The 5574-nt window shown below is 29.8% G+C and carries 5 protein-coding genes; all 5 read left to right on the top strand.

Annotated features, from left to right (window positions below; genetic code table 11):
- The first annotated feature begins 499 nt into the window (after positions 1–499).
- The gene (locus ACVCZW_RS01440; protein WP_249989796.1) at positions 500–1888 is read left to right on the top strand and encodes an alpha/beta hydrolase-fold protein; all 1389 of its coding nucleotides are present in this window, start codon (positions 500–502) and stop codon (positions 1886–1888) included.
- A 148-nt stretch (positions 1889–2036) separates the two neighbouring features.
- Positions 2037–2774, top strand: a complete 738-nt coding sequence (locus ACVCZW_RS01435) for a hypothetical protein (RefSeq protein WP_452231478.1) — start codon at positions 2037–2039, stop codon at positions 2772–2774.
- Positions 2775–2939: 165 nt separating this feature from the next.
- Entirely contained in the window at positions 2940–3251 is a 312-nt protein-coding gene (locus tag ACVCZW_RS01430; RefSeq protein WP_452231477.1) for a hypothetical protein, read from the top strand.
- Positions 3252–3853: 602 nt separating this feature from the next.
- A complete protein-coding gene (locus tag ACVCZW_RS01425) occupies positions 3854–4765 on the top strand; it encodes a DUF5655 domain-containing protein (RefSeq protein WP_452231476.1) in 912 nt (303 codons plus the stop codon).
- Between the two features lie 158 nt (positions 4766–4923).
- A complete protein-coding gene (locus ACVCZW_RS01420; protein ID WP_452227590.1) occupies positions 4924–5436 on the top strand; it encodes a hypothetical protein in 513 nt (170 codons plus the stop codon).
- The last annotated feature ends 138 nt before the right edge of the window (positions 5437–5574 follow it).

Here is a 5574-nt window from a genome sequence, read left to right as displayed (position 1 = left end):
AATTGGTTGTTTAATCAATATTTTTTGTTTCTTTATAAAATATATACAAGCCGGAAAGACAAGTCATTATTTAAACGCTACTTTCCATATACGTATACGTTAGCAAAAACAATGTCAATCCTCTATTTTCTCTGCTATTGTTTTGGTTTTGGCTTACCTAATTCCCTAACTTATAATTAACAAAATTTGCTTAGATAAATCGGAACTAAAAGTAAAACTGAAGTCACAAAGATTTTAATTAACTAAATAATAAACAGATTATCTGGTGCGTAAATCTATCTGCTCTTATTTAACGTTGGAAATTTCTTTTTATTAAGTTTCCTACTAATTAGAGCTGCATTTGCTAACAACGTATATAAAAAATTGCTAGATTAGTGCTTAAATAAGGTTGGTTGCGCTTTTACTAACTTCTGATTTTCCTTCGGAAAATCCTCGCTGACAAAAACGCAACTTTCCATATACAAACACGTTGCCAGTAATTTGAAAAAAAAATCGAACTATGAACAAAATTTTTGCAATTGTAATTTTATTTATTTCATTTTCAACATTCGGACAATCTGAAACGAAAGACACGCTTAAATACGAATACAAAGTCGAGAAACTCAAATCAGACTTTTTTAAGGACGAGAGAACTGTAAAAATTTATCTGCCATCAAACTACGACGACAAACAAAAATATCCAGTTATTTATACATTAGATGGCTACGAGCTTTTTGAAATTACAACCAATTACGAAAATTATTTAGCAAAATATAATGTGATTCCAAATTGTATTGTGGTTGGAATTTTTCACAATGACCGAAATTATGAAACAACACCCAATTATGGAAATGACATAAACATTCCAACAGACCAATTTTTAGAAGGTTCGGAAAAATTAAAAAATCACCTTTACAAAGAAATAATTCCTTTAATCAATTCAAATTATTCTGTATCAGGATTTAATATATTAGTTGGTCATTCCAATACTGCAACACTTGCAAGCCAAATTATTTCAATGCCAAATAATGCATTTCAAGGATTTATTGCCATAACGCCAGACTTATTAAAAGAACAAATAGAAAATCTAAACAAGTCACTAGCGAAAGATAAAAGCAAAAATTTGTACTATTTTGTTTCCTCGGGAACTAAAGATGATAAATACCGACTTGCAACAGGAAAAAAATTAGATAGTATTTTTAAAAATAACACAAACGTTCGTCTTAAATTAAAAGAGGAAGTTTACAATTCAGGACATCTTGATTTGGTCGTAAAATCCTTAAATGATGCTCTAATGTTTATGTTTTCGGATTATAGAAATTACAATGATTTCGAGAATAAAGTAAATGAAAAAAAATTATCTGTTTCGGATTATTTGGAAGGTAAAACCAATTCTACCAAACAAAATTATGGAATAGACTTTAATTTGGACGAAGATGATTTCTATTACCTTTTAGACTTGGTAATAGCGAAAAAAAACAGCGACCTTTTGGAACAACTTTTTGAAGTTGGCGAAAAAAATGAATTTTTCGCAAAAGACGAAGCATATTCTCAAAAGGCTCAATTGTACGAAGAGATGGGACTTTACGATGAAGCTTTGAAAAATTGGAAACTTCAAATCGAAAAAGGTTATAACGACAATGTTTTCTATTACGAAAGACCGTTTAGAATTATATATGAGAAATTGGACAAACCGAAAGACGCAATTGACTTTTTGGAAAGTTCGATAAAAACATATCCAAAAGGGAAACTGATTTTCAGTTATTTCATAGCCAAAGTTTGTGCAGAAAAAGGAATATTAAAGAGCAAAGGATTAAAAAATATAGAATATTGTATAAAGGAATTTAAAGAAAATAAAAAATTCACTTTATCGGAGGCAAAAGAACTGAAAACAAAATTGAGGAAATAAAAACTACTGGCAACACCGTATATAAGCTATGGCTTGGTCTGTGCCCATTTGGAAAATCTATGGATTTCCCAAAGTTAGTTTATATTTGGAGAGGTTCATGCAAAAACACGCCACAGCTCATATACATAAACGTTAGGCAAAATATAAAATGAGAAACCTAGATTTAGACGAAGTAATAGAAAAAATTTCAGATTATAGCTCAGATATTAGATTTGCTGAAAGAAAATATCTTGAAATTAAAATAGACCAATTCTTTAATTTTTTATTTGAGCAACCTATTTCTAAAAGAACTTTAGAACGGATTAGTGAAGACTTTGCAGAACTGAACAATGAACGAATTGAATTAAAACAGTCACGAATTAGACATAAATTAACAAAAGAGTTTATGTCTTCTTTAAAAACTCGGGAAATTCAAGGAGCATTTGCTTATTTTGAAATAAAAGAAAAATATCAAGTAGAAAAAAAATATACAAATCATTATATAGAATCTGCTAACGAATGGTATGAAGTAAGTGGAAATTATAATGATTGGCAAGAAGACTTCAATAGTTATTTCTTTGAACCATTTATAGAATTAATCCAATGGTATTTTAGAGAAAGTAAAATAAAACAAGAATACGATTACTTTTCAAGAGAAGAAATCCATAATTATGAAAATAATTTTGAGACTCTAAAAAGCCAAATCATGAAATTGGAATTTGGTCAAGAAATTATTTTCAATGAGGCTGATGAAATAAAAGATTTAATTAGTGGATTAAATAAGAAAAATTGGACCGAAGTTATTAAAGGTAAATTTAATGATATGGTATTGGGAAAAGTGATCTCTATTGAAACAGCTGAATTATTAATAAAAACAATAACTGGAGAAAACATAAATCTTCAATAGATACTTTGCCTAACACCGTATATATTTTATTGCTAGTTCCAGCTTGTTTACGAAAATCCTCGCGGATTTTCTATTCCGTTTTTATTTACTAACTTAGTTGCTTAATCACGCAACAAAGCATATACAAACACGTTGGCAAACATTTGAGAAAAACCACGAAAACATATGAATGACATTTTATTTGGAATTATTTTTTTTGCATTTGCTCTGTCTTTCTTTTCGTTTGGAATTGGAATTTATATGAATCTTTGGATTTACTATTCAGCTGATAAAAGCAAATATCCTCTTTTTCCGATTCTTAATCCATTTTCGTTTTCTTCTTATGAATTAATGTTAAACTCAATGTTCAAAATAAGTTGGAATGTCGAAAATCAAAACAAAAAATTAAAACAAAAGTCAAATAATTTGCGAAAATTTTCAGGAATAATGTTATTAATAACTGTGGCAATTGGAATTTTAAGTTTAATAATAACCTAAAACTGTAAACCGAATTGGATAATAGTATAATCGGAATTGGAATTGCACTCGGAATTAGTTTCTTTATTCTTTACACAAGAAAAACGAAATGGATGAAACCGAAAATAGTGTGGCTGATTTGTGTCGGACTTTTGACAATTGGACTGTTCGGAATTTTATACTCTGACTCTGAATTAAGAAATGACCGAATAATGTATTTCGGATTTTGTGTACCAATAATTTATTGGACTTTTGACCGAGTTTTTAAGCGATTAAGTGAAAATATGCACAAACGGGATTTTATTCTCTTTTTGAGATATTCGGACGAAATAAATGACAGATTTGGAGCTGAAAATCCAAAAGTGAAAATTTCTGACAAACTATTTTCATTTGGACTTTTAATAATAATTGTTGGAGCTTTATTTGTCGGAATACAAACGATTTGAACATAAAAAACGATTTGCCAACACCGTATATAATTTATTGCTAGTTCTAGCCTACTTACGAAAATCCTCGCGGATTTTCTATTCGGTTTATATTTATTAAATTAGGTGCTTAAACACGCAACAAACCATATACAACAACGTTGGCATTCATTAAAAAAACGAAAATCAAGAAAATAAATGGCATTATTTAAAATTGAGAAATCTTTAGAGTATATAAAGGAAAAACCATTTCGACTTGAAAAAGAAATTCAAGATTTGACAGAAAGTAATTTAAAGACAATTCTCGGACTTGACTTTGTGAAATCTGAATTTGCCCTAAATAACTTCCGAATTGACACTCTTGCGTTTGACAAAGAAGCAAATGCTTTTGTAATAATTGAATATAAGAGAGATAAGAACTTTAGCGTAATTGACCAAGGTTATGCTTATTTATCATTAATGCTAAATAATAAAGCAGACTTTATTTTGGAATTTAATGAAAATCTTGACAAAACACTCAAACGGAATGACGTGGATTGGTCACAGTCAAGAGTTTTATTTGTTTCACCAGCTTTTACTAATTATCAACGTGAGGCAATAAATTTTAAAGACTTACCTATTGAACTTTGGGAAGTCAAAAGGTTTGAAAACAATACTGTTTCTTACGAACAAATACAAAAAGCAGGAGCACAAGAAAGCATAAAAACAATTTCAAAAACCGACCATACAATAGACAATGTTGCGAAAGAAATTAAAGTCTATTCGGAACAGGAACATTTGGAAAACGCAAGCGAAGAAATAAAGGAATTGTATGAGAAAATGAAAAATGCAATTCTGAATTTTGATAATATAGAAGTTAAACCAAAAAAGAAATACATTGCTTTTGTTTCAGGCAGAAATGTAGTTGATATTCATCCGCAAAGAAAAGCTTTGAAAATTTGGATTAATATGACAATTGGAGAACTTGACGACCCGAAAGGAATTACAAGAGATGTTTCTTCAACTGGACATTGGGGAAATGGAGATTATGAATTACAAATAAAATCGGACGAACATTTAGAATATATTTTGAGTTTGATTAAACAGTCAATTAAGAAAAACAAAAAATAACGAAATGCCAACACCGTGTATAATTAATGGCTGGTTCTCGCCTACTTACGAAAATCCTTGCAGATTTTCTATTCGGTTTTTATTTGCTAAATTAGGTGCTTAAACACGCCACTAATCATACACAAACACGTTAGCAAAAATTAAAAAAACCAACCAATATGAACAAAATAATACTTACTTCAATTAGCATAATTTTCGCTTTCAATTCAATTTTTGGACAAACTAACAAAGAAAAATACGCAGAAGATGTAAAATCAGTAGATGCGATAATAAATGCATATTATGATGTTGTTTCGGGCTCGAGTAGTGAACCTTGGGAATTTGAAAGAGATAAATATATTCATTCAAAAAATGCTTTTATTACAAGACTTGATGTAAATGGAAAAGCGGAAACTCATTCTTTGGAGGCGGAATATATACCAATCGGATTATCACCGAAAGAAGATTTTTACGAAAAGGAACTTAAAAGAACAGTGAGTAAATATGGAAGTATTGCCCAAGTTTGGAGTGCATTCGAAATACGAACTGACCCAAATACGGAATCTAATATTAGAGGACTGAATAGCGTTCAACTTCATTACGAAAAAGGAAGATGGTTTATTGACAGTTGGACTTGCGAAATGGAATCTGAAAAAAATTCTGTAGTGTCTGAATTTCTAAATAAGGAATAAAAAACTTTTGCTAACACCGTATATAATTTATTGCTGGTTCTAGCCTGCTTACGAAAACCCTCGCGGATTTTCTATTCCGTTTTTATTTGCTAAATTAGGTGCTGAAACACGCAACAAATCATATACAAACACGTTAGC

The sequence above is a fragment of the Lacinutrix sp. MEBiC02595 genome (assembly GCF_053601555.1).
This window is presented reverse-complemented; position numbering and strand designations above follow the sequence as displayed.

Coding starts and splice junctions, on each gene's coding strand:
- ACVCZW_RS01440 (WP_249989796.1), top strand. CDS start 500: ATGAACAAAATTTTTGCAATTGTAATTTTATTTATTTCATTTTCAACA.
- ACVCZW_RS01435 (WP_452231478.1), top strand. CDS start 2,037: ATGAGAAACCTAGATTTAGACGAAGTAATAGAAAAAATTTCAGATTAT.
- ACVCZW_RS01430 (WP_452231477.1), top strand. CDS start 2,940: ATGAATGACATTTTATTTGGAATTATTTTTTTTGCATTTGCTCTGTCT.
- ACVCZW_RS01425 (WP_452231476.1), top strand. CDS start 3,854: ATGGCATTATTTAAAATTGAGAAATCTTTAGAGTATATAAAGGAAAAA.
- ACVCZW_RS01420 (WP_452227590.1), top strand. CDS start 4,924: ATGAACAAAATAATACTTACTTCAATTAGCATAATTTTCGCTTTCAAT.